The 22992-nt window shown below is 55.7% G+C and carries 18 protein-coding genes; 13 read left to right on the forward strand and 5 right to left on the reverse strand.

The annotated features are described in order from the left end of the window. Window positions 1-4 precede the first annotated feature (4 nt). Both IT893_RS04965 and IT893_RS04970 read left to right on the forward strand, forming a co-directional pair. Window positions 5-1105 carry a FecR family protein gene (locus IT893_RS04965; RefSeq protein WP_197147041.1) on the forward strand — a complete coding sequence of 367 codons (1101 nt, stop codon included), beginning with the start codon at window positions 5-7 and terminating at the stop codon, window positions 1103-1105. 226 nt (window positions 1106-1331) lie between these two features. Then, window positions 1332-3743, forward strand: a complete 2412-nt coding sequence (locus tag IT893_RS04970; protein ID WP_197147042.1) for a TonB-dependent siderophore receptor — start codon at window positions 1332-1334, stop codon at window positions 3741-3743. An 80-nt stretch (window positions 3744-3823) separates the two neighbouring features. Here the strand turns inward: IT893_RS04970 and IT893_RS04975 are convergent, their stop codons facing one another. Continuing rightward, complete coding sequence (locus IT893_RS04975) at window positions 3824-4987, reverse strand: hypothetical protein (protein WP_197147043.1); 1164 nt, start codon at window positions 4985-4987, stop codon at window positions 3824-3826. 222 nt (window positions 4988-5209) lie between these two features. Then, window positions 5210-5881 (reverse strand): TetR/AcrR family transcriptional regulator, encoded by a 672-nt coding sequence (locus IT893_RS04980; protein WP_197147044.1) that lies wholly within the window; start codon window positions 5879-5881, stop codon window positions 5210-5212. A gap of 165 nt (window positions 5882-6046) precedes the next feature. On the opposite strand from IT893_RS04980, the gene IT893_RS04985 reads away from it, so the two are divergent. Further along, entirely contained in the window at window positions 6047-7183 is a 1137-nt protein-coding gene (locus IT893_RS04985) for an efflux RND transporter periplasmic adaptor subunit (protein WP_245227934.1), read from the forward strand. 11 nt (window positions 7184-7194) lie between these two features. Beyond that, on the forward strand, window positions 7195-10341 hold the full coding sequence (locus tag IT893_RS04990; protein ID WP_197147045.1) for an efflux RND transporter permease subunit: 3147 nt from the start codon (window positions 7195-7197) through the stop codon (window positions 10339-10341). Between the two features lie 259 nt (window positions 10342-10600). On the opposite strand, the gene IT893_RS04995 is transcribed toward IT893_RS04990, so the two are convergent. After that, entirely contained in the window at window positions 10601-12190 is a 1590-nt protein-coding gene (locus IT893_RS04995) for an FGGY-family carbohydrate kinase (protein WP_197147046.1), read from the reverse strand. A 215-nt stretch (window positions 12191-12405) separates the two neighbouring features. On the opposite strand from IT893_RS04995, the gene IT893_RS05000 reads away from it, so the two are divergent. Further along, window positions 12406-13167, forward strand: coding sequence for an HAD family phosphatase (locus IT893_RS05000; protein WP_197147047.1), 762 nt, complete (start codon window positions 12406-12408; stop codon window positions 13165-13167). A 6-nt stretch (window positions 13168-13173) separates the two neighbouring features. Here the strand turns inward: IT893_RS05000 and IT893_RS05005 are convergent, their stop codons facing one another. Next, window positions 13174-13905, reverse strand: a complete 732-nt coding sequence (locus IT893_RS05005) for a FadR/GntR family transcriptional regulator (RefSeq protein ID WP_197147048.1) — start codon at window positions 13903-13905, stop codon at window positions 13174-13176. 161 nt (window positions 13906-14066) lie between these two features. On the opposite strand from IT893_RS05005, the gene IT893_RS05010 reads away from it, so the two are divergent. The 3 genes from IT893_RS05010 to IT893_RS05020 all read left to right on the forward strand — a co-directional run bounded on the left by IT893_RS05010 (window position 14067) and on the right by IT893_RS05020 (window position 16911). After that, entirely contained in the window at window positions 14067-15056 is a 990-nt protein-coding gene (locus IT893_RS05010; RefSeq protein WP_197147049.1) for an aldose 1-epimerase, read from the forward strand. Between the two features lie 99 nt (window positions 15057-15155). Further along, complete coding sequence (locus IT893_RS05015; protein ID WP_008890164.1) at window positions 15156-15872, forward strand: FadR/GntR family transcriptional regulator; 717 nt, start codon at window positions 15156-15158, stop codon at window positions 15870-15872. Between the two features lie 124 nt (window positions 15873-15996). Continuing rightward, entirely contained in the window at window positions 15997-16911 is a 915-nt protein-coding gene (locus tag IT893_RS05020; RefSeq protein WP_197147050.1) for an SMP-30/gluconolactonase/LRE family protein, read from the forward strand. A gap of 69 nt (window positions 16912-16980) precedes the next feature. Here IT893_RS05020 and IT893_RS05025 read toward each other — a convergent pair whose 3' ends face one another. Further along, entirely contained in the window at window positions 16981-17745 is a 765-nt protein-coding gene (locus tag IT893_RS05025) for a 2-keto-4-pentenoate hydratase (RefSeq protein WP_197147051.1), read from the reverse strand. A gap of 275 nt (window positions 17746-18020) precedes the next feature. Here IT893_RS05025 and kdgD point away from each other — a divergent pair, with 275 nt between their 5' ends. From kdgD to IT893_RS05050, 5 genes are all read left to right on the forward strand, one after another. Further along, complete coding sequence (gene kdgD / locus IT893_RS05030) at window positions 18021-18947, forward strand: 5-dehydro-4-deoxyglucarate dehydratase (protein ID WP_197147052.1); 927 nt, start codon at window positions 18021-18023, stop codon at window positions 18945-18947. Between the two features lie 245 nt (window positions 18948-19192). After that, window positions 19193-20185: a TRAP transporter substrate-binding protein gene (locus IT893_RS05035; RefSeq protein WP_197147053.1), complete on the forward strand. Its 993-nt coding sequence runs from the start codon at window positions 19193-19195 to the stop codon at window positions 20183-20185. Between the two features lie 96 nt (window positions 20186-20281). After that, window positions 20282-20827, forward strand: coding sequence for a TRAP transporter small permease (locus tag IT893_RS05040; protein ID WP_197147054.1), 546 nt, complete (start codon window positions 20282-20284; stop codon window positions 20825-20827). 1 nt (window position 20828) lies between these two features. Continuing rightward, the gene (locus IT893_RS05045) at window positions 20829-22118 is read left to right on the forward strand and encodes a TRAP transporter large permease (RefSeq protein WP_008890158.1); all 1290 of its coding nucleotides are present in this window, start codon (window positions 20829-20831) and stop codon (window positions 22116-22118) included. A 33-nt stretch (window positions 22119-22151) separates the two neighbouring features. Beyond that, complete coding sequence (locus IT893_RS05050; RefSeq protein ID WP_197147055.1) at window positions 22152-22946, forward strand: NAD(P)-dependent oxidoreductase; 795 nt, start codon at window positions 22152-22154, stop codon at window positions 22944-22946. Window positions 22947-22992 lie beyond the last annotated feature (46 nt).

The raw sequence follows: 22992 nt of genomic DNA on the forward strand, positions 1-22992 counted from the left end.
GGTGATGGCAGAGATAACCGATCCAGTTCAAAAACAGGCGGGCAAGGCCGCGACCGAATGGTTGATCCGCCTGCAGGAAGATCCGGAAAACCCGGAACTGCAAGCACGGTTTGCCGACTGGTGTGCCGAGGATCCAGCCAATCTTGATGCCTGGAACGCCACGCAAGAGACCGCCGATTTGATGGCAAAGGCCAAGCCATCTGGCACGGCCGATTGGCAGGCGTTCCTTGACGCGCGCCGCGTGGGTGGCGACAAAGGCGGTGCCGACGGTCAACAGAATGACGCGGTCGCGGCGCTACCGAATATTGATTACGAAAAGGCCGTTGCCGAGGGCAAGGTCATCTCGGCGCAAACCCGGTTTCAAAAGCGCGGCAATATGTCCTGGCGCGGGATCGGGCTTGGCGGGGTGGCGGTGGCTGCATCCCTTGTGGCCGCCATCATCGGGCCGGATATCGCAACCCATATGCAGGCCGATCATGTCACATCGACTGGCGAGATGCGCACCATCACGCTTTCTGATAACAGCACGGTAACCCTTGCGCCGGAAAGCGCGATTACGGTCCGTTTTGACGGCACGACGCGCTTTGTCGAATTGCTCGATGGCGAGGCGTTTTTTGACGTCACCCCGGATCCGCAAAAGCCGTTTCGCGTTGGGGCCGATCAGGTGACGGTGACAGTACTCGGCACCGGGTTTGATGTATCCGAAGGCAATGCGGTCTCCATGGTCGGCGTGGAACACGGGCGGGTACAGGTCGAAAATGCCGCCAATGTTCCGGCGGTTTTTGAAATTCTTGAGGCCGGGCAGAATGTCCGGGTCGGGCAGGACGGCACGGTGATCCGTCATCCTTCGCCGACCAGCCAGATCGGTGCCTGGCGCAAGAACCAGCTGATCGCACAGGATCAACCGTTATCCGACGTTGTTGATCAGCTTCGGCGCTATTTCAATGGCACCATCCTGATCACCGATGAGGTCCTGGCTGCCCAGACGGTCACCGGGGTCTATCGCCTTGATGATCCGGTGTCAGCCTTGCGCGGCATGGCGCGGGCGCAAAAGGCAACGGTGCGTGAAATCACCCCGTGGGTTCTGGTCGTCTCGAAGTCCTGATGGCGGTGGGGGCTGGATCTTGGCCTCGTTTATACTCACTTGCCAGAAAAAATAATGCCTCTCAAATCCGCAGAATTTTGCGGGTTTGGAACCATCTCGATGAATTCCCTCAAATATTTTTTGAAAAAACAGAACCGGCATCCGTTTTGTCTTTTATGCGAAATTGAGAAGCGTTTGCATTCTCAATTTGTTTCAGGCATAGGACATGAAACGGAGATAGAAGAAAATGAACAATGGGGGTGCAGCTCGACTGCAAAAACGTGGTCGTGCTGTGGTAATAGCCACTGCCTTGATGATGACAACCGCCTTGGCGCCGGTCGTGTTGTTTGCACCTGACGCAAATGCACAGGTCAGTGCGGGCGCGATCAATGCCGAGCACACATTTGATATTCCGGCCCAGTCACTGACCAGTGCCTTGGCCCAGTTTGGTGTGCAGGCCGGCGTGCAGGTCACCGTCGATGGTGCGCTGGCACGCGGAATTGATGCGCCGACCATCAATGGCACGATGCGCGCAAGCACAGCCCTTGAGGCGCTTCTGCGCGGCTCGGGGCTTGATTATGACGTCACCAGTGACGGGACGGTCGTGATCGAAGCCGTCACCAGCAGTGCCGGCGAGGAAGTCCTTGATACGCTGCGCGTTGAAGCAAACGCGGCAGACGCATCTGATCCGACCAACGCGATTACCGACAGCTTTGTTGCATCGCGCTCACGGACCGCGTCGAAAACCGATACCCCTATTTTGGACGCCTCAGCGGCGGTTTCGGTGGTAACCGAGAAAGAAATGGAAACCCGTAATGTTCAGGATCTTCAACAAGCGGTTTCCTATACAGCGGGTGTGCAAGCGGGTGAATATGGTTCGGACGTTCGCTATGACTATGTGCGTATCCGTGGCTTTGGCCAAACCAACCTTGGCACTTATCGCGATGGATTGTCTTCGCGGATCTACAATTTTACCACCAGTCGGCCGGAGACCTATGGCTTGCAGCAGGTTGATGTGCTTAAGGGCTCGACATCCAGCCTGTTTGGCATGAATGGCCCGGGTGGTCTGGTCAACATGACGACCAAGCGCCCGCAGGATGAAGCCAGTGGTGAAGTTCTGACCACCTTTGGTGAAAATCATCTGCGCGGTGCGGGCGACGTGACCGGCCCGGTTGGTGAAAACAGTAACTGGTCCTATCGCCTGACGGCGCTTTGGCAGGATGCCGAGCGCGGGCAGGACTATTCACAGGATGATCGCATCTATGTCGCACCGGCATTCAGCTATACCCCGAACACGGATACCAAACTGACCATCCTGACCAGCTACAGCGATCGGGAAAGCGGCCTTGGTTATGGTTTCCCGGCCGGAATTGAAACCAGCCGTGATGCATTCTTTGGCGAGCCTGATTTCAACAATTTCGATACCGAAGAAACCAATATCGGTTACGAGCTGTCGCACCAGATCAATGATAAGCTCGAGTTTCGTCAGAATGCGCGCTACACCCATGTCGATCTGACGTATGAAACGGTCTATCTCAACGATACTACGCCGCTTGGCAATCGATATGCTTTTGCGATTTACGGTGAACTTGATCGTTTCGCCATTGATAACCAGCTCCAGTATGACACCGCCATCAACGATACCTTCGACAGCAAGACGTTGGTTGGGCTGGATTACAACCGCGATCAGAACCGTGAACGCCGCTTTGACGGCACGGCCAGTCCGATTGATCCGTACAACCCGTCCTATTGCGGCATTTCGTGCATCAACTTGAACTTCACCTCTGATACCGAAATCACCCAGGCGGCCTACGGTCTTTATGCCCAGGAACAGCTGACCATTGCCGATGACTGGATCGCGACCGTTGGCGGACGGTTCGATTATGTCCAAAGCGACACCGACACCATTAGCAGCGGTACGACCGATGAACGGGATGATCATAAATTCACATCGCGTTTTGGTCTGACCTATAAGGCGACCAACGAAGTGTCGGTTTATGGGAATTATTCGGAATCCTACCAGCCAGTTTATTCCAGCCTGGCGTCGCGACCGGATGGGGTTAAGCCGCAGGAAGGAACGCAATACGAACTTGGCGTGAAATACCAGCCCGAAGCAATCGATGCACTGTTTACGGCGGCGGTGTTTGATCTGACCCAGGAAAACGTCTCACAGTACGATTCCGGGTCCGCTACCTACAAGCAAATTGGCGAAATCAATTCGCGCGGACTTGAGCTTGAAGGTAAAATGTCGCTGGGCGAGCAGACCAACATGATGGTGGCCTATACTTTCCTTGATGCTGAAATCAAGGATGATGCCACGGCAGCCAACATCGGCAACCGTCCCGCAAACGTGCCCAAGCATCAGGCTTCAGCCTGGCTTGATTACACTATTCCGGGGCAGGGCGCGCTTGGCGATCTGACCCTTGGCGGTGGTGTGCGTTTTGTCGGTGAACGTCAGCGCAATGATGGCAATACCGAAACCCTGCCGTCAAACAGCGTGTTTGATGCAGCCATCAACTATGCCGTGACAGATGACGTCAGTCTGTCCGTGAACGCCACCAACCTGCTTGATCGGGAATATGTTTCTTCAAACACATTCGGCAGTCGTTATTACGGTGAAGGTCGTACGGTTCTGGCGACCCTGAAATACAGCTGGTAACGCCAAGCCTTTAAACAGAAGCGGCCGCCTGTTGTGATCACAGGCGGCCGTTTTATTGTGTCGGGACGGGGTGTAAAACCCTAGCTGCCGTCAGCAGTACGGAAGACCGTCAGACCGTTGACGACAACCCGCCCATCGGGCAGCAACTGACCGTCATATTCGGTGGTACCCTGGGGTCCCGGGCGTCCTGCGGCAAGGCCGTTCACGGCAAAGGGCACAAGCGCGCCAAGGATGGTCGGGTTGTCGGGTGTTCCCAAAAGATCGACCAGCTTTTCCTGACCCAGAAGTCTGAAGTCGAAATCACCGGTGAAGCCATAACGTGCCGCGGCCTGTGCCAGGAATTCGCCAGAACCCAGCGCCTCAAGCCCGCGGGATTCAACATAGAATTCATCAACCTTGACCGGGGCACCGTTCTGGGCGGCCTTTTTCCACAGCGCATCGCCGATTTGGCGGCGGGCAAAGCGCGGGGCGGTGCCGGTCAGGATATCGTTGAAACCCTTTGCAATGATCGGTTGGGCATCCGACCAGGGCAGGCCGGCACTACTTGTTTTGACCCGCACCGTGCGCGGCTGCAGAAGGCTTGGCAGCCACAAACCATCATGGGAATAATCAAGGTGGGTTGCGCCGTCTTTATCAGGATAAAGCGTGAAGCTCGCCGATTTGATCGAGCCGCGCTTTTCACGGTTCGGGCCGGTCCATTCGGCCGCCTGCCAGGCGATCTTGGCCATTTCCGGCAACCATTGAATGATCAGGCCATTCATCAGCCAGTGCTTGCGCGAAACCGGCTCATCGCCGACCAGAAAATCGGCAAAGCCGTCAAAGGTAACCGGCACATTGCGCGCGGTATCCCAGCGCAGATAACCCCCGGCATTGCGGAGCGTCAGGTCGCGTTGATCTGTGGTTGCCTCGGCCAGCATTTTGGCCTGTTCGGGCAGTTTGACATCAAGATCAACCTGATTGGCACTATCGGTATCGCGCACCGTGACCAGAACGTCATCCATCGCCAGTTGGCGCGGGCTGGAATAGCCGCTGAGATCAAGGGAAACCGCGTCATAAACCAGTTCGACCGCATCGCCATCCACGGGGCGGGCATCGACCTCGGTCGCGGAAATGCCCGATTGCATCAGGATCGCATCAACCGCCGTACGGGCATCTTCAACGGAAATAGCGTCGGCACGCGTGGTCAGGCCGGCAATCGAAATAGCCAGAACGCCAAAGCCGGTAAGTGCCTTTCGCAACTGCATGACGGGATCCTTTTGCTTGCCAGAAGGGGGGGATACGCCCTCTGTTGGTAACGCAGGCCAGAGTTTACCCCAAATTTGGTAATGTTAGGGCAAAGTAATTCAAGTGTGATGCAGGTCACCCTTCGGGAATTTTCGCCAATTTTCGCCACGATAGGTCACACCTGACAGGATGCTGTCAGGAGGGGCTGGCTATAAAACCACTCAGCGACGACGAAGGGGGAGTTATTTGTTCGCGCAGTCGAACGTGTCACGCGCTTGTGGTGTTGCGACACCACACAAGAAGGTTTCAACCGCGCGGGAAACACGTTCAGCAATCTGCTGATCGGTCATTGGCGGGCGCGGATTGTGTTTCATGATGCGCGACAGCCAGTCTCCGATGACCATGGATTCAAACATTTCCGCCGAATGTTCCGGGTCGTCGACGATCATATTGCCAAGCTTTTGTTGCCTTGAAAGGTAATCGGCAAGGTGCTTGCGCGTGCTGTCGGGGCCAACTTCAAAGAATTTCTCGATCAGGGGTAGAAAATGCTGGCCTTCGGAATACAGAATCTGGGTGAAGCGGGCGACTTCCTCGGTTACAATCTTTTGGGCCAGTTTCGTACCGAAGTCCGTTAGGGCATCACGGGGAGGGAGATCGGTTTCCAGTGAAATATGCAGTTCGGCTGAGAATTCTTTGCATTGCTCGGTCATGACCGCAGCCAGCAAGCCATCCTTTCCGCCAAACGCTTCGTACAGGGTTGTGCGCGACCCGCCAGATTTTGAAATCACGTCATTGAGGGTCACGCCAGCAAAGCCACGTTCAAGCAATAACGCCCATGCAGCATCCATCATTGCACGACGGCGTGCAGTACCGCGAGAATGTTGCTTTTCAATCTTTTCGGGCGTTTCACTCATCTTTCTTGGCTCTGCTGTTTTTGGCTCTTGATCGTGCAGCGCACAATGTGTACTGTACCGTACAGTATTTATAAAAGCAATGGCAAAGCGCACACCACTCGGCTTTGCGCGGACTTAGAAGGAATAAGCATTTTGTCCATGCGATCTTGTTTGAAATTCGCTGGTATGGCAGCGCTTGTCGTGCTTGTAGCCGCCTGCAGCGAGCAGAGCGAAGGCGACCAACAGGCAGCCGCCCAGCAACAGCCACAGGCGACCCCGGTCGGTACCGTGACGCTGAACGCGCAGACTGTTGGCCTGGTTGAGGAAATGCCCGGTCGTACCGTTGCCTTCCGTCAGGCAGACATCCGCCCGCAGGTCGATGGCATTATCAAGGAACGCAACTTCACCGAGGGTGCGTTTGTTGAAGCCGGTCAGCAGCTTTATATGATTGATCAGGAAGTTTACCTGGCGCGCGTTGATGCCGCACAGGCCGAACTGACCCGTCAGCGCGCAACCCTTGATCAGACGACCAAGACGCGGTCGCGCTATGACCCGCTGATCAAGTCGCAGGCCGTCAGCCAGCAAACCTATGACGATGCAGTCGCAGCCGAGGCACAGGCAAAGGCAGCCGTTGCCGCGGCACGTGCCGAGCTTGAACAGGCGCGCATTAATCTCGCCTACACCACGGTCACCGCACCGATTTCCGGTCAGATCGGTTCGTCGGATTATTCCGAAGGTGCGCTTGTGACCGCCAATCAGTCGGCAAAACTGACCACGATCACCCAGCTTGATCCGATCTATGTTGATGTGACCCAGGCCGGTGGCCGGTTGCTGAAGATCAAGGAAGCCATCCGCAATGGTCGCATCAAGGGTATCGAGGAAGGCCAGATCGAGGTTTCCCTGATCATTGATGCCACCGGTGAGGAATATCCGCACAAGGGCACCTTGCAGTTTTCCGATGTGACGGTGAATGAAACCACCGGCACGGTGCGGTTGCGCGTTGTCTTCCCGAACCCAGATGGCACGCTTCTGCCGGGTATGTTCGTCCGCGGTCAGGTCCGTCAGGGCCATCTTGAAGGCGCATTCCTTGTGCCGCAAAAAGCGGTGATGCGTCGCCCGGATGGCTCGGCTTATGCCTATGTCGTCGAGGATGGCAAAGTGGCCTCCAAGGATCTGACGATTGAGCAGTCGCAGGGACAGGATTGGCTGGTGACGGCCGGTATCGAAGATGGCGCGCAAGTCATTGTTGATGGCATCCAGCGTATCGGACCGGGTGCACCGGTTGCGCCACAGCCCGTTGAAACCGCCAAAGCCGCCGAATAAGGACTTATTCAATGGCAAAATTCTTTATTGATCGCCCCGTCTTCGCCTGGGTTGTCGCCCTGGTGATCATGTTGGCGGGGGGGCTTTCGCTTTGGCAGTTGCCAATCGAACAGTATCCGTCGATTGCACCGCCGTCGGTCGAGATCGAGGCAACCTATCCGGGGGCGTCGGCCCAAACTGTTGAAAACACGGTCACCCAGGTGATCGAACAACAGATGAACGGGCTTGATTACCTGCGTTATATGTCCTCGACGTCTTCGGGGAACGGTCAGGCAACAGTGACCCTGACCTTTGAGCCCGAAGCCAATCCGGACATCGCCCAGGTTCAGGTGCAGAACAAACTGCAGGCTGCCATGTCGTCGCTTCCGACCGAAGTGCAGCAGCAGGGTGTTACCGTCAGCAAGTCCAGTGGTTCGTTCCTGATGGTTGTCGGCTTTGTCTCGGCAGACGGATCGATGGATGCCGAAGACCTCTCGGACTTCGTCGTTTCGTCGGTCGAAGACCCGATTGCGCGTGTGAACGGTGTTGGTTCGGTTCAGGTGTTTGGTGCGCAGCACGCAATGCGTATCTGGCTCGATCCGAACAAGATGCTGTCCTATAACCTGACGGTGATGGATGTTAACAATGCCATCGAGGCACAAAACACCGAAGTCACCGCCGGTCAGATTGGCGGCGCGCCGTCGATTGACGGTCAGCAGATCAACGCAACCATCACCGCGCAAAGCAAACTTCAGACGGTCGATGAATTTTCCAACATCCTGCTAAGGGTCGAAACCGACGGATCGCAGGTGCGTCTTGGCGATGTTGCCCGCATCGAGATCGGCGGCGAAAGCTATAACATCGTCGGGCGCTACAATGCGCAGTCGGCAACCGGTATCGGCATCAACCTTGCCACCGGTGCGAATGCGCTTGATACAGCAGATGCGGTCAAGGCCCGTCTGGCAGAACTAAAACCGTTCTTCCCGCAAGGCATCGAGATCGTCTATCCCTATGACACGACGCCGTTTGTCGAAGTGTCGATCGAGGAAGTGGTCCATACCCTGTTCGAGGCGATTGTCCTCGTCTTCCTGGTGATGTTCCTGTTCCTGCAAAACTGGCGGGCAACGCTTATTCCGACGATTGCCGTGCCGGTTGTCTTGCTTGGGACCTTCGGGATCCTTGCCGCCTTTGGCTATTCGATTAATACGCTGACCATGTTTGCCATGGTGCTGGCAATCGGCCTTCTGGTTGATGACGCGATTGTTGTGGTGGAAAACGTCGAACGTGTGATGCACGAAGACGGTCTTCCGCCACGCGAAGCAACGCGAAAATCCATGGGCCAGATTACTGGCGCGCTGATCGGTATTGCCTTGGTGCTGTCAGCCGTGTTTGTGCCGATGGCGTTCTTTGCCGGGTCTACGGGGGCGATTTATCGTCAGTTCTCGGTCACGATCGTTTCGGCCATGGCGCTTTCGGTGGTTGTGGCAATTGTTCTGACCCCGGCCCTTTGTGCGACCATGCTTAAGCCCGGTCACGAAGATCCGAGCAAGAAGAAAGGCCCGTTTGGCTGGTTTAACCGTGGGTTCGATAAGACCAACAACTTCTATCAAGGCAGTGTTGGCCATGTCGTGAACCGCAAATGGCGCTATCTGTTCGTCTACGGCATTCTTGTCGCGGCGCTGGTTGCGCTGTTTGGCCGTCTGCCGGGATCGTTCCTGCCAGAAGAAGATCAGGGCATCATGTTTGCCATGGTTCAGCTTCCGGCTGGCGCGTCTCAGGAACGCACCGTGGATGTTCTCAAGAAGCTTGAAACACACTTCATGGAGAACGAGGCGGAAAACATCGATGGTCTGTTCACGGTTGCCGGCTTCTCGTTCGCCGGGAGTGGCCAGAACGCCGGTATTGCTTTCGTGAACCTGAAAGACTGGTCGGAACGTACCCGTCCGGATCAATCGGTTGATGCGGTGATTGGCCGTGCCTATGGCGCGTTTGCGGGTATCCGTGAAGCCATGGTCTTTGCCTTTGCACCACCGGCGATTATCGAACTTGGTACCGCGAACGGCTTTGATCTGCAGCTTGTGGACCGCGGTGGCATTGGTCACGATGCCCTGATTGCGGCCCGTAACCAGCTTTTGGGCATGGCATCACAGGACCCGCGTCTTGTTGGTGTGCGTCCGAATGGGCTGAATGATACCCCGCAGCTAAACGTCAATATTGATCAGGAAAAGGCAAGCGCCCTTGGCGTGAGCATTGCTGATATCAACCAGACATTGGCCGCGGCCTGGGGCTCAAGCTACGTCAACGACTTCATCGAAAACGGCCGGGTCAAGCGCGTCTATATGCAGGCAGATGCCAAATACCGCATGATGCCCGAAGACATGGATTACTGGTATGTCCGCAACCAGATGGGCGAGATGGTGCCGATTTCGGCTGTCTCGACAAGTGAATGGACATATGGATCACCGCGTCTGGAACGCTTCAACGGTCTGTCCTCGCTCAACATTCAGGGCTCTGCCGCCCCGGGTGTGGCATCGGGTGACGCGATGAACGCAATGCAGGAACTGGTAAACAAGCTTCCGGGCGGTATCGGCCTTGAATGGCAGGGACTGTCCTATGAAGAACGTGAAGCGGGCGAACAGGGACCGGCATTGTATGCCCTGTCGATGATCGTCGTCTTCCTGTGTCTGGCAGCGCTGTATGAAAGCTGGGCCATTCCGATTTCGGTGATGATGGTCGTGCCGCTGGGTGTCCTTGGTGCGGTGATCGCAGCGATGCTGCGTGGTCTGCCCGATGACGTCTATTTCCAGGTGGCCATCCTGACCACGATTGGTTTGTCGGCCAAGAACGCCATCCTGATTGTCGAGTTCGCCCGCGAACTTTATGACCAGGGCATGGGGCTTCTTGAGGCAACAGTCGAGGCCGCCCGTCAGCGTCTGCGTCCGATCATCATGACGTCGATGGCCTTTACCCTTGGTGTCGTGCCACTGGCGATTTCGACCGGTGCCGGTGCCGGGGCCCGTGTGGCCGTGGGTACCGGTGTGATGGGCGGGATGATTGCGGCAACCGTGCTTGCGATCTTCTTCGTGCCGCTGTTCTTTGTTCTGATTGTTGGCACCTTTGCCAAGAACCGGAAGAAAAAGGACGAAGTCCAGGCCGCCCACGAACATCCGGCTGAATAAAATTTAAGGCCAGCCTTGATCAAAAGGCTGGCCTTAAACGGCATCGCGCCGTGACGGTGCAGATATAGAACATCAAGGCTCTAATCTGCATGATCCCCCGACCCCGCCGTTGCGCGTGCGAAAGAAAGGGCCGATGCGTTTGCATCGGCCCTTTTGTTTTGACCGCAACCCCCAATAAGGTCAAGCGCCTTTTGGATAGGGTGCGCCGCGCCAAACCCGCACGAACGGCGTAGATATCGAACTTTTGGGCAGGCAAAAATCAGGTTTTGCTCATGCTATCAAGGCTCTGACGGTGGGCGTGCATCTGATGGAAAATCGCGTATCTGCGATCATGATCTGCCTTGGCTGATGGATCGGGCGCATGGGCGGTTTCCTTGCCGGCCATCTGGCGCGCGGCCCGGGCAAGCCCACCTTCCGCATCAAGCGCACCTGCGGCCAGCATCGCCGATCCCAGCAGCACCGGCTCCTCGCAATCAGACATCACAACCGTGCAGCCGGTGACGTCGGCATAGAGTTTCACCAATACCTTGCTGGCGGTGTGCCCGCCGCTCAGATGGATGTGGGTGATGTCATAGCCGGTATCATTCATCGCATCGATGATATGGCGCGTGCCATAGGCAATCGCGCACGCAGTCGCCCAATAAAGCTTCAGGAAGCTCTCCTCGCTTTGATCCAGTGTCAGGCCGGAAATCACGCCAAGCGCCTCCGGATCGGCCAGCGGCGATCGGTTGCCATGGAAATCTGGCAGGACATGCAGGCGCGGCGCCAGATCGGTTTTTTCCGCCATCATCGGCATCAGTTTTTCACCGGCAAGCTTGTGGGCATCGCGGCCCATGTCATGGGAAAACGGATGCATGGCAACGATGTGATCCAGCAACGCACCGGTCGCCGACTGCCCGCCTTCATTAAGCCAAAGGTTCGGGGCAATCGCCCCGAAATAGGGGCCCCAGACACCCTTGATAAAGCGCGGTTCCGTCGATAGCGCCATATGGCATGTCGAAGTCCCTGCGATCATGGCAAAATGCTGATCAAGGTTGCCATCAAGATATTCACCAAGGGTACCCAGCGCTCCGGCATGGGCATCAATCAGGCCAGCCCCGACCACGCAATCCGTCGTCAGGCCAAGGTCGGCCGCCCCCTGTTCGGAAAGGGACCCGATCAATTCACCAACCGCAAGCGCGCTGTCATGCATGTTGATCTTGTCATTCAGGTCTTCCATGTCGATTTTTTTCAAGAAATCGCGATCCCACGGTTCATCCTGATGGGCAAGGTAGGTCCATTTACACGTCACCGTGCAGCAGGACCGGGCGTTGCTGCCAGTTGCGCGGAATGACAGGAAATCGGCCAGATCATACGCCGCACCCATTTTCTGCCAGGCGGCATTGTGATGGCGTTTCAGCCACATCAATTTGGGGATTTCCATTTCGGGTGACATGGTGCCGCCGATATATTCCAGCACCTTGGCGCCGGTGGCGGTGCATTCCTCGGCCTCGCGCACAGCGCGGTGATCCATCCAGACAATCACATCCCAGTTGTCCGCACCATTGGGGGTGACACCCAGTGGTTTGTTGTCCTGATCGCGGATCACGAGCGAGCAGGTGGCATCAAACCCGATGGCCGCGACCTTTTGCGCAGGGACCCCGGATTTGGCCATGGCATCCCGCACCGACTGACAGACCGACTGCCAGATATTTTCAGAATCCTGTTCGACGAAATCGGGTTTCGGGCGGTTCATTGCAATCGCGTGTGCGGCACTGCCAAGCAATTTGCCATTGGCGTCAAACACGCCGGCGCGCGCACTTCCGGTGCCGACATCGACACCGACAAAACAGGGGTAAGTGGGACTCATGATCGGGTACTCCTCCGCATATCCCCTGGCTTTTCGGGGTTTCTCCGATGCCGGGTGATCTTTTGTTTGGGCTGTTGGTTCGTCTGTTTTGAGCTCAATTTTGCCTGAGTTGATCAAAAGTTCATTAATTGGTCAAATGTTCATTTTTGTTGACGCTGAACTTATCTCTTAGCTACGCTGTAGCGATAACATAAATCACACAAGCCAGGTTCAACATGGCCCGAGGAAACAATGTCCAAGGCCCGACCGATGATGTCGGGGCCGGTATCGTAACGTCAGCGTCAGAGATCCAAGGTCTGTTTGACGCCTGTCGTGTTGTCCTGTTTGACTGTGACGGCGTTCTGGTCAATAGCGAACCGATCTCGCTGGCAACGCTTGTCGATGTCCTGGATCATTTTAACGCGCCGCTCAGTCTGCGCGACGTATCGGACCGATTTACCGGACGATCAAGTTCCGCACCGATTGAATATATCAAAACCCAGACGGGCCGCGATGTCAGTGCAGAATTCAAACCGTATTACTATAAAATGCTGTTTGACCGCTATGACCGCGACCTGACCAAGATTGACGGGATCGAAACCGTCCTGACCGTCCTTCAGGCACGCGATATTGCCTTTTGTATTTCATCAAGCAGTTCTGTCGAACGGCTTGAAAAAACCATGCAGGTCACGGGCCTTGGCCCATGGTTTGACGGGCGTGTCTATAGCGCGGATTTCGTTGAAAACGGCAAGCCGGCCCCGGATCTTTTCCTGCATGCGGCCAATGCCATGGGATATGCCCCGGGTGATGCCATCGTGATCGAAGATTCTGTTGCCGGGGTGACGGCGGCACGGGCGGCGGGCATGAAATGCATCGGCTTTGTCGGCGGCGGGCATTATGCCGATGATCCCCAAACCGCCAGCCAGCGACTTTATGACGCGGGTGCTGATATCGTCATTAAGGATATGGCGATCCTGGCACAGGCGATTGCGGTTTAGTGCCGCTTACCGCTGGGTCAGAAGTTTCTGATAGCGGGTCTGGCTTTGGCTGAGGTGATCGCGCATCGCCTTGCGGGCGGTATCTTCGTCGCGCGCGGCAATCGCATCATAAATCCGGCGATGTTCACCGGTGATCATCTGCATATAGGCCTTTTGGTCTTCGGCCTCGGGCGGGCGACGGCGCAATTGCGCGCGCGGGATGGTTTTGTCGCCCAGATGTTCGAGGAACTCGGCAAAGCGGCGATTGTTGGTGGCAGACGCAATCGCGCTGTGAAATTCGAAATCGGCCTGTTCGGTCGGCTCGCCCTTTTCAAGGGCGCGTTCCATTTTGGCCATCGCCTCGTAAATCTTGGTTTGCTGCGCAACAGAGCCTCGCGTGCAGGCAAGCCCGGCCGCCTCGATCTCGACCGCCATGCGCAATTCAAGAATTTCCAGAACGTCGGACACTTGTGCGTAATCAACCGCAAAGATCGATTTATCATTGGCCCGCGTTTGCGGTGACAGAACAAACACCCCGGCACCCTGACGCGGCTCCAGCAACCCGTCGGCCTTAAGGGCGGCAATTGCTTCGCGGATGACGGTGCGGCTGACGCCAAACTGTTCGGTCAGAACCGGTTCGGTCGGCAATTTGCTTCCGGGTTCGCGTTGCCCGCTTTCGATCTCTTGGCGCAGGCTGGCAATGACCTTTTCGGTCAGTGATACTTTGCGCGGGGCGGCCGACACACGGGGTTTGTTCATTTTGCGTATCCGATAATTCCGGTGTAAAACAACCAGATAAAAAATGGCGGGTTGGCGTTAATCTTTGTTTGCGCCATTACAGTTACCATCTTCAATTAATCGAACGATAGTGGTTCTGTAAAGTCATCATATGATTTTGGTTGGATTTGAGGCACACAGGAATGGCCAAAAAAGGCGAACCTGAATACCGTTGGAACAGTGGTCCTTTTCAGATCGGAATTGTCCCAGAGGGCGGGGCGATATCGCGGATTGACTGGATCCGCCCGGATGGCAAGGGCATTATCAATTTGTTGCGTCCGGTCACCCCGGAGGCGATTGCATCGGGCAATCCTTCAAATTTGGGCTGTTTCCCGATGGTGCCGTTTGCCAACCGACTGGCCTTTGCCGAGTTCGAATTTGATGGCCGCATCGTCAAGGTCCCGGCCAACCGCCCACCCAGCCCGCATGCCATTCACGGCTTTGGCCGATCTTCGGAATGGCAGATCGAACGCCCGACGGTTGATACGCTGCGCTTCAATCACAAACATGACGATACGCAAAGCGGCTTTGTCTATGTCGCCTGGCAGGAAATCAAGGTCACCGAGGGGGATGTGACCATCGAAATCGGTGTGCGTCATCTGGGCCGAACACCGATGCCCTATGGTATTGGTTTACACCCCTGGTTCCCGGGTGGCGAAGATGTTTCGGTCGCCTTTATTGCCTCTGACAGTTTCGCAACCGACGAGGATATGCTGCCGACCGCGCGCACGGTGATTGATCTGGGCCGCGATTTTTCCAATGGCCGCATGATCCGTCATAACCTGGCACTTGATGCCCATTATGCCGGTTGGCACCTTGAAGCCGATATGGTCTGGCAGGATGCCGGTTACAGTGTGAAGATGCTGGCAAGCGACAGCCTGTCAAACGTGCAATTCTATATCCCCGAAGACGGCAAGACATTCTGTGTCGAGCCGGTCTCCCACGTGCCAAACGTTCATAACCGTCCGGAATTCAAGGAACTCGGCGATCTTGTCGTGCTTGATAACAACCAGACGCTGACCGGGACCATGACGCTGATCCCGACCTTGCTTGAGACACCCGATAACGGCTTGGTCGACGAGGACGAGGTTTTCGGCAAACCGGGCAACCGCGACTATTCGCTGGTGGATTGATCCGAAACGGCGGGCAGATCGGCAAAGGCTTTACCGACCAGAAGTTTATCGATAAAAACTTACAAGTAAGTTTTACAAGATAACAAGTCCGGGGGACGGATGTCGGAATTGCTTTTAAGGGTTCAGAAGCGCGAAAAGCTTGCCGATCAGCTTTATGGTCAGATCCTTGAACAGATCATCTCGGGCAACCTTGCCGAAGGTGCCAAGCTGCCCTCGGAAAATGAAATCTGTGCGTCCTTTGGCGTGTCGCGCCCGGTTGTGCGCGAAGCTTTGCGTAAACTGCAATCTGATGGGCTGGTCTATGCCCGCCAGGGGGTTGGGTCGTTTGTTAAAAAACGCCCGCCACAAGGCCTGATCGAGTTTGGTGGTGTCAGTGATGTCGCGGGGCTTCTGCGCTGCTTTGAGGCACGTTCCGCGATTGAAGGCACAACGGCCCGCATGGCCGCCGAACGCGCCAGCCCCCGCCATCATCGCGAAATTGAAAATGCGCTTAAACTGCTCGAAGACGGGGTATCGGCCGGTGATATTGCCGATAAGGCCGATCTGGCCTTTCACATGGCGATTGCCCGTGCCAGCGGCAACGAGATTTTCGTGACCATCCTGAATTCCCTGCATGAAGTAATGTCGAAATCCATGCGTGTGGCGCTTAATATCACACGCGGGGGCTCTGCCGAACGTGCGCAAAAGGTGCTTTCCGAACACCGCCAGATCTATGATGCGATCCTTGGTCATGATGGCAATAGTGCCGAATTGATGATGCGCTATCACCTGCATCAGGCCCGTCAACGCGTCACCGATCACGCCCGCGACAAGTAATCAGATGTGCTGCCCGGCCTGACGGATACGGGGACGGGCGGGCACAAATCCTGTTGACGAACAGGGCCCCGGACTGGCAAACCAGACACAACAAAAATTAATCATATGAATTTGGGAGTGTGCGATGACCGGTGGTGTAATGTATCAGCCGGAAATTCTCAGTGATGAGACTTTCACGTTGGCGGAATGCCCCAATTGGGATGCGGCCAACAATCGGCTTTACTGGACAGACATCCTTAATTGCAAACTGCACGCGCTTGATGTTGCCACGGGCCTTCGCAAAACATGGACCTTTGACAGCGAGCTTGGCTGTTTCGGGCTGACCGATCAGGGCCGCATTATCGTGGCCCTGCGTAAGGATATCCTTTTCCTTGATCCGAAAACCGATGCGCGTGCGCCGCTGTGTCGCATTGAAGACGGGATCAACAGCCGCACCAATGATGGCAAGATCGGCCCGGATGGCGCGTTCTGGGTCGGCACCATGGATGACAATCCTGAAAAGATGCCAATTGCCTCGCTCTATCGCATTACGGCCGATGGCAAGATCGAGGAAAAGGCAACCGGTTTCAAGATTTCCAACGGTATTGCCTGGTCCGGTGACGGATCGAAAATGTATCATTCCGACTCACGCGGGCCGTGGGTCAATCGCTGGGATTTTGATGTTGCCACCGGCAATATTTCCAATTGCACGCGTTATCTTGATCTCAATGATCGGCTTGGCCGTCCGGATGGCGGCGCTGTGGATGCTGAAGGATGCTATTGGTCGGCGGGTGTGTCGGCGGGCAATCTTAACCGCTTTGCCCCCGACGGGACGCTTTTGAAATCAATCCCGATGCCAATGCCCAATCCGACCATGCCGTGCTTTGGCGGGCCGGACATGAAAACGCTGTATGTCACCAGCCATCAGGAAGGCTATAGCCCGGAAAAGCGTGCTGAGTTCCCGCATGCCGGGAAGCTGGTCAAGCTGCGCGTTGAAGTGCCCGGTGTGCCGGTGACCAAGTTCCGCGAAAATAGCGAGCGCCGCGCGCAACCCCGCTAAGAGGTCTGCTAAAACCAAAAAGGCCATGCAGGGAAATCTGCATGGCCTTTTTCTTTGGGGTCGGTTTGATCAGACCTTTTTGATTTCAGCCGTCACAGTACCAAGCCCCTCAAAGATCGCCTCGATCTTGCCATGCGGCGTAATGGTCGGAAGGGCGCAGGCACCGGTGGTGATCACATCACCTGCTTTAAGGCTTTTGCCACGTTTGGCAAGGAACCCGACCAGATATTCAAGCCCGCCAAAGATCTCTGGCCAGGCATCCGGATCATCATTGCTGGCAAGGACTTCACCGTCACTTTTGGTGGTGACTTTGCCGCCGATAAAACCAAGATCGCGCCAACCGTCAATTTCAGCACCCAGGATGAAGTGACTGGTCGAATTCAGGTCGGCCAACGTCTGGATCGGGTCCTGCTTGTCGTGATAGCGGCGATCCGCAATCTCGATTGCCAGATGCATGCTTTTGATATGATCAAGGATGTCGCTTGATGTCGCATCCGGGGCAGGGGTGCTGTCCATGACAACCGCGATTTCCGCCTCGATATTGGGGAAATGGATGTCCTTGGTGGTCAGCGTCGCGCCATCGCCAAGAATACGGCCATCCAGCAACGGCCCCACCAGCGGGCCATCGGCACCGATCTTTTCCTGTGCCGCACGGGTCGCAACAGCAAGCTTCCAGCCCGCCTGCGCAATGCCGACCTCGGCAAGGGTGGCGTCCTGAATGGCATAGGCCTCCTCAAAGTTTTTGGGCGCAATGTCAGCAGGCAGGGGATCAATCAGGGTGTGGGTGGTAAAGGCATCGGCAAGGATGCGGCTGGCGGCGGTGATATCAGTCATTCCCGGTCTTCTTGTTTGTGGCAATTGATTTGGTCGCCAGAGCCTAGCGGGCTTTGTTGCCAAAGTCATCATACCAATTGCCGCGATTCGGTGAAATCAACCAGATCTTCCTGATTCATTCCAAAGTCGTACATTGTCGGAATGCTCAAGAAATCCCTGTTTTTTGCGGTTTACGGCGATTTCAAAAAGTCTGAGTATTATGTTTGACAAAGTGATATGATGAATTTATAGAATCGTCATAGTTATTTGACGTATTCAGACATTAGGGACGCTTGATGCACTATCTAGAGATGAAAAAGGCGATTGGCGCCGGGTTGCTTTCTTTTCCGGTGACGCCTTTTGATGCCGAAGGCGCGCTTGATCTTGCGACCTATCGCACGCATGTCGGCTGGCTGTCGCAATATCCGGCAACCGCCCTGTTTGCCGCCGGTGGCACCGGGGAATTCTTTTCCCTGACCCCGGCCGAGGTGGTCGAAACCGTGCGCGCGGCCAAGGAAGTTGCGGGCGATACTCCGATCATTGCCGGGTGCGGATATGGCACGGCAATGGCGGTTGAGCTTGCCAAGGCCTGCGAGGACGCCGGTGCAGATGGTCTTTTGCTGTTGCCGCAATATCTGGTCGGTGCCGAACAGGAAGGCCTGTTTGCCCGCGTGAAGGCGGTGTGTGATGCGGTTGATATCGGCGTGATTGTCTATAACCGCGACAATTCGATCATTACGGCTGAAACACTCGCCAAGCTATGTGACGTCTGCCCGAACCTGGTCGGGTTCAAGGATGGTCATGGCAATATCGAAATGGTCACCAAGGTTTGCACCGTGATCGGGGATCGCCTGTCCTATATCGGCGGCATGCCGACAGCCGAGGTTTTTGCCAAGGCCTACAAGGCAGCCGGGGTGACAACCTATTCATCGGCGATCTTTAACTTCCTGCCGCAACAGGCGCTTGATTTCTATGACGCGCTGGGCCGTGACGATGACGCCGCGATGAGCCGCGCACTGACCGAATTTTTCTATCCGTATTTGGATATCCGCAATCGTGGAAAGGGCTACGCCGTTTCCATCGTCAAGGCGGGCATGCGGGTGATCGGGCGCGATACCGGCCCGGTGCGCAGCCCGCTGACCGATTTGACCGATGCGGAACATGACATGCTGGCCGATGTGATCCGCAAGGCCTATGGCGACGCGGCCCTTCGCGCTGCCTGATGGCGGGTCGCCAACGCGACATATGACTTGTTATTTCCCGGCAGGGTCGCCTGCCGGGCGACAGAATGGGACGCTAAAACTGCAATCGGTGATCGGGAATTTGATGCCGTTCGCAACTTAGTTGTTAACAAATCTTACAGTTATGTTTACAAGTGCTGAATTGTAGGATTAAATGATAAGAACAAGACCCAAAAGGGCAAAATGCTTCAATGAAATAGACAACAGATTGTCTGGGAGGACCTGAAATGAACAAGTTTATCAAAACCACAACGCTGACGATTGCGGCGGCTGCCGTGTCGGTGGCGCTGGCATCCGGTGCGCAGGCCAAGGAATGGCGCGGCTGGAACATTCATCCACCGGAATACCCGGTTTCGACCGGCATGGAAGAATTTGCCAAGCTGATCAATGAAAAGACCGGTGGCGATCTGGAAGCAAAGGTTTACCACGGCGGCGTTCTGGGCGATCAGCCTGATGCGATCCAGCAGGTCCGCCTTGGCGGTCTGGACTGGGCTGTTTTCAACCTCGGCCCGCTGGGTGAAGTCGCCCCCGAAGCCAACGTTGTCTCACTGCCTTTCATCTTCAAAAGCGTCGATGCCATGCATGACGTCATGGATGGCCCGGCTGGTCAGCAGATCGCCGATGGCCTGATCGAAGCTGGCCTGCAGCCGCTCGGTTGGTATGACTCTGGTGCGCGTTCGTTCTATAACTCCAAGCGTCCGATCAATACCCCGGCTGACCTTGACGGTTTGAAATTCCGCGTCATGAGCAACGATCTTTATGTTCAGATGGTTGATGCGCTTGGCGGTAACGCGACCCCGATGGCCTATAGCTCGGTCTATCAGTCGCTGAAAACCGGCGTGATTGACGGTGCGGAAAACAACTACCCGTCTTATGACAGCTCCGGCCATTTTGAGGCGGCGAAATACTATTCCGTCACCCAGCACCTGATCCTTCCGGAATGCCTGTGCATGAACAAGGCGCTTTATGACAGCCTGTCGGACGAGGAAAAGAAAATCGTCCACGAAGCAGCTGAAGCATCGGTGACCGTACAGCGTGCCGCATGGGCTGATCGTGCAGAGCAGTCCAAGGAAAAAGTGATTGCCGCCGGTATCGAAGTCAACGAGATCGCCGACAAGCAGGCTTTCCAGGATGCCATGCAGCCGGTCTATGACAACTTCCTGAAAGCCAACCCGGATCTTGCCGATCTGGTCAAGGCGATCCAGGACGCGCAGAAATAAGGCCTTAAATATCTGAAGGGCGGCGATAATATCGTCGCCCTTCTTTTTGGCCGCGCTTAGTATGTTCGTCGTTTATCTGTTTCTGGTAGCGCGTAGATGTTTTCTCGTTTTGTTAATGTGATTGATCGCTTGGGCGGCGGGATTGCCGGGGTGCTGAACCTGATTGGTGGTTTGGCCCTTGTCGCACTGATCCCGAGTTTCGCCTGGCTGGTGTTCGGGCGTTATGTTCTCAATGAAACACCGACCTGGGTCGAACAGGTTTCGCTTATTCTGATTGTGCTGATTACCTTTCCGGTCGCAGCTGCTGGCATCCGCGACAACAGCCATCTTTCCGTTTCCTTTTTCCGCGATGCATTGCCGCCGAAAATGGCCGCCATTGTTGCGGCCATCGGGTATGGCGCGTCGGCCTGGTTTGGCTATTGGATGCTGCTTGGGGCGATGGATCTGGTTGCGTTTAACTGGGCCAAGACCATGCCGATCATTCATATTTCTGATGGCTTGCGGTCCGTGCCGATGGCGGTGTGCGGTGCGGGGATCATGTTTTACAGCGTGGTTCATATCCTCAAGATCGCGGCGCGGTGGAAAACCATTTCCCAGGCCCGCATTTACCATGATGATTTGCTGAACGAGGACGTGAAATAACATGGGCATGACCATTCTTCTGGGCGTGTTTGCCATTGGTATTCTGATTGGCATGCCCGTTGCCATCGCACTTGGCATTGCCGCCCTTGGCGCGTTCTTTGTCGAAGGCCTTCCGACCCTGATTGCGTTTCAGCGCATCGGATCGGGGATCTCGGCCTTTTCGCTGCTGGCCATTCCGTTCTTTATTTTTGCCGGTGAACTGATGCTTCACGGCGGGATTGCGACCAGGCTTGTGCAATTTGCGACCGCCCTTGTCGGCAGTCGCCGCGGCGGCCTTGGCATTGTGAATGTGTTTTCATCGATGCTGTTTGGCGGCATTTCCGGTTCTGCTGTGGCCGATACGTCGGCCCTTGGCTCGATCCTGATCCCGGTGATGAAAAAGGAAGGCTACCGTGCGGATTATGCGGTCAACGTCACCGTGACCTCATCAATCGCCGGGATTATGATCCCGCCCAGCCACAACATGATCCTGTATGCGGTGGCGGCCGGTGGCGGCATTTCGATTTCCAAACTGTTCATGGCCGGTGTGGTGCCGGGCATTATCATGTGCCTTTTGCTCGGGCTTGCGACCTGGTTGGTTGCGATCAAGCACGGCTATCCGGCGGAGCCGTTCCCGGGTTGGGCTGTGGTTTGGCGTACGGCGGTCCGCGCACTGCCGGGCTTCTTTACCGCCGTCATTATTGTCGGGGGTGTCTTGAGCGGTGTGTTCACCGTAACCGAATCAGGGGCCATCGGTGTCGCCTATGCGCTGATCATTACCGGGTTGGTCTATCGTGAACTGAGCTGGGCCGGTTTTATCGCCGCGGTCAAACAATCGGCCAAGACGACCGCCCTTGTGATGCTGCTGGTCGGTTGTGCGTCGGCCTATGGGTATATGCTGGCGTTCTATCAGGTGCCTGATGCCCTGGCCGATGCGATCACCGGCATTACCGATAATCCGATCATGGTGCTGTTGCTGATCAACGTCATGTTGCTGGTTGCCGGCATGATCATGGATATGGCGGCCCTCATCCTGATTTGCACGCCGATCTTCCTGCCGCTTGCCATGCAGTTCGGCATGGACCCGATCCAGTTCGGCATGGTTTTGATGATGAATTTGGGCCTTGGTCTGTGTACACCGCCTGTGGGATCGTGCCTGTTTGTCGGCTGTGCGATTGGCGGGGTAAAAATCGAAAAGGCCGTTCAGACGATCTGGCCGTTTTATCTGGCGATCCTGACAGCCCTTTTGCTGACAACCTATATTCCTGCGATTTCATTGACGCTTCCGAACCTTGTGTTCGGGGGTAGTTGATTGCAGGAAAAATCGATACCAAAGAGGATAATTATGAAACGTTTGCTGATCACCGGTGCCGGTGGAAACCTTGGCAAGATCTGCCGCGAAGGGCTTAAGGGCTATGCCGATGTCATTCGCCTGTCTGACATTTCCCCAATGGACCCGGCTGGCCCAAACGAAGAAGTCGTGCAATGCGATCTGTCGGATCGTGCGGCCGTGATCGAGCTGACCAAGGATGTCGATGGCATCATTCATCTTGGCGGCATTTCAATCGAGGCCGCCTTTGATGACCTGCTTCAGGCCAATCTTGCGGGCACCTATAACCTTTATGAAGGCGCGCGTCAGAACGGCGTCAAGCGCATCATGTTTGCCAGCTCCAACCATGCGATTGGTTTTCACAAACGCACGACCAAGCTTGATGACACATCCGCACAGCGCCCCGATAGCCTTTATGGCGTGACGAAATGTTACGGCGAGGCGATGGCGAGCTACTATTTCGACAAGTTCGATGTTGAAACCGTCTCGGTGCGCATTGGGTCCTGTTTTGAAAATCCAAAGGATCGCCGGATGCTGTCCACCTGGATGAGCCCGCGTGATTTTATCTCGTTGATGAAGGCGATCTTTAACGCCCCGATGACCGGCAATCTCGTGATGTACGGGGTGTCGGACAACAAATCGAAATGGTGGAGCAATGATCACGCGGACTTCCTTGGCTGGAAACCGCAAGACAGCTCCGAACAGTTCCGTGCCGAGATCGAGGCTGCTTTCCCGCCCGAAGATCGCAAAGACCCGGCTGTGATTTATCAGGGCGGTGGTTTTGCCGCCAAGGGCCATTTTGAAGACTGATACAGGATCGTCTTTCGATCTTAGATCCGCCTAAAATCAATGGCCC

This window comes from Thalassospira sp. A40-3 (genome assembly GCF_015871485.1).
In the GTDB taxonomy this organism is placed as follows: domain Bacteria; phylum Pseudomonadota; class Alphaproteobacteria; order Rhodospirillales; family Thalassospiraceae; genus Thalassospira; species Thalassospira tepidiphila.

Excerpts from the sequence above, each read along its gene's own strand:
- IT893_RS04965 (WP_197147041.1), top strand. The coding sequence starts at position 5 with ATGGCAGAGATAACCGATCCAGTTCAAAAACAGGCGGGCAAGGCCGCG.
- IT893_RS04970 (WP_197147042.1), top strand. The coding sequence starts at position 1,332 with ATGAACAATGGGGGTGCAGCTCGACTGCAAAAACGTGGTCGTGCTGTG.
- IT893_RS04975 (WP_197147043.1), bottom strand. The coding sequence starts at position 4,987 with ATGCAGTTGCGAAAGGCACTTACCGGCTTTGGCGTTCTGGCTATTTCG.
- IT893_RS04980 (WP_197147044.1), bottom strand. The coding sequence starts at position 5,881 with ATGAGTGAAACGCCCGAAAAGATTGAAAAGCAACATTCTCGCGGTACT.
- IT893_RS04985 (WP_245227934.1), top strand. The coding sequence starts at position 6,047 with ATGGCAGCGCTTGTCGTGCTTGTAGCCGCCTGCAGCGAGCAGAGCGAA.
- IT893_RS04990 (WP_197147045.1), top strand. The coding sequence starts at position 7,195 with ATGGCAAAATTCTTTATTGATCGCCCCGTCTTCGCCTGGGTTGTCGCC.
- IT893_RS04995 (WP_197147046.1), bottom strand. The coding sequence starts at position 12,190 with ATGAGTCCCACTTACCCCTGTTTTGTCGGTGTCGATGTCGGCACCGGA.
- IT893_RS05000 (WP_197147047.1), top strand. The coding sequence starts at position 12,406 with ATGGCCCGAGGAAACAATGTCCAAGGCCCGACCGATGATGTCGGGGCC.
- IT893_RS05005 (WP_197147048.1), bottom strand. The coding sequence starts at position 13,905 with ATGAACAAACCCCGTGTGTCGGCCGCCCCGCGCAAAGTATCACTGACC.
- IT893_RS05010 (WP_197147049.1), top strand. The coding sequence starts at position 14,067 with ATGGCCAAAAAAGGCGAACCTGAATACCGTTGGAACAGTGGTCCTTTT.
- IT893_RS05015 (WP_008890164.1), top strand. The coding sequence starts at position 15,156 with ATGTCGGAATTGCTTTTAAGGGTTCAGAAGCGCGAAAAGCTTGCCGAT.
- IT893_RS05020 (WP_197147050.1), top strand. The coding sequence starts at position 15,997 with ATGACCGGTGGTGTAATGTATCAGCCGGAAATTCTCAGTGATGAGACT.
- IT893_RS05025 (WP_197147051.1), bottom strand. The coding sequence starts at position 17,745 with ATGACTGATATCACCGCCGCCAGCCGCATCCTTGCCGATGCCTTTACC.
- kdgD (WP_197147052.1), top strand. The coding sequence starts at position 18,021 with ATGCACTATCTAGAGATGAAAAAGGCGATTGGCGCCGGGTTGCTTTCT.
- IT893_RS05035 (WP_197147053.1), top strand. The coding sequence starts at position 19,193 with ATGAACAAGTTTATCAAAACCACAACGCTGACGATTGCGGCGGCTGCC.
- IT893_RS05040 (WP_197147054.1), top strand. The coding sequence starts at position 20,282 with ATGTTTTCTCGTTTTGTTAATGTGATTGATCGCTTGGGCGGCGGGATT.
- IT893_RS05045 (WP_008890158.1), top strand. The coding sequence starts at position 20,829 with ATGGGCATGACCATTCTTCTGGGCGTGTTTGCCATTGGTATTCTGATT.
- IT893_RS05050 (WP_197147055.1), top strand. The coding sequence starts at position 22,152 with ATGAAACGTTTGCTGATCACCGGTGCCGGTGGAAACCTTGGCAAGATC.